1 protein-coding gene is annotated in these 1,113 nt (G+C 42.7%); it reads right to left on the bottom strand.

The features are described 5' to 3' along the window. Positions 1 to 1,031: IS630 family transposase (locus tag PSI22_RS21205; RefSeq protein ID WP_273581454.1), on the bottom strand; the 1,031-nt coding region annotated here is incomplete at its 3' end. Between the last annotated feature and the right edge of the window lie 82 nt (positions 1,032 to 1,113).

Raw genomic sequence — 1,113 nt, 5'->3', positions numbered from 1 at the left:
GATACACCCCCTTTTTTCATTTTCTGCTGTTGCTGCAATGAGGCTGATTCCATGAAAACTTGCACACACTTAATCAACTGCCACATAAACTGACAGCAATGGTTCCGCGTTACCGTTTCATGTAGAGATTGCCATAGGCGTTCAATTTTATTCAGCCAAGGTGAGTAGGCTGGTAAAAATAAGAGATTAAATTTAGAATTTCTGGCCAGCCAATCCATGACTTTCCGGCTTTTATGAATGCCATAATTATCTAGGATTAGGGTGATTGTTTCTGCAGAGCTATATTGGCGGTTTATCTCATCTAACAGATTGATAAATAATTCAGAGTTTTTATGTAAGCCTCCGACATAAGTGATTTTCCCTGTCAGGGCGTTTAGACAACCCGCAAGATAATGTTTTTGGTTTTTCCCGGGTGTAACGATCCGTTTCTGTTGTCCCTTGAAATACCAGCCTGAACCGATTTTCGGATTAAAGTGAATATCGACTTCATCTTCATAAAAAACCGGATGTGGCTCTGAGGAATTGGACAAGGCTTCCGTGATTTTTGCCATTTTCTCATCGTACTCGGGGTCAGGTAATTTCAAGGTGGGAGCGGCTCTCCTCCAAACGATACCCGCCTGGCATAAATAACGATAAAAGGTGCTTTTCGAGAATTTCACTTTTATCAGTTCTTTGATTTGAATGATAAAAAGCTCCAAACTCCAGCGAGAACGCAGGTAGCCAAATTGTTGTGGTGAATGTTGGACCAAAAAAGACAGCAAAGGGAATAGTGACGTTAAATTCCATGTTGCGGGTCTGCCAGCGGGCAGGCTTTTGAGTCCTTCTAATCCATATAACGTCAACCAGTTTATCCAACGATTGACCGAAGAGCGCGCTGCACAAAGGGTTCTGGCGACATAAGAGACGGACATCCCCTGATGGAGCATCAACAAGGCCATCAGTCTGCGTGCATAATTTTTATCTCGGGTTGTTTGGATAATTTTTTTCATCTGGCGACGTTCATTTCGGGATATGGGTGCTATGATCGGCATAACTCAGTCCGGTTAGTGATTTGTTTTGATTTGGCGATTAATCAGATCGCGAAAATCGGACTGAGTTCCCTTCAAGTGATCT

The sequence above is a fragment of the Xenorhabdus aichiensis genome (assembly GCF_028598775.1).
Taxonomy (GTDB): Bacteria; Pseudomonadota; Gammaproteobacteria; order Enterobacterales; family Enterobacteriaceae; genus Xenorhabdus; species Xenorhabdus bovienii.
This window is presented reverse-complemented; position numbering and strand designations above follow the sequence as displayed.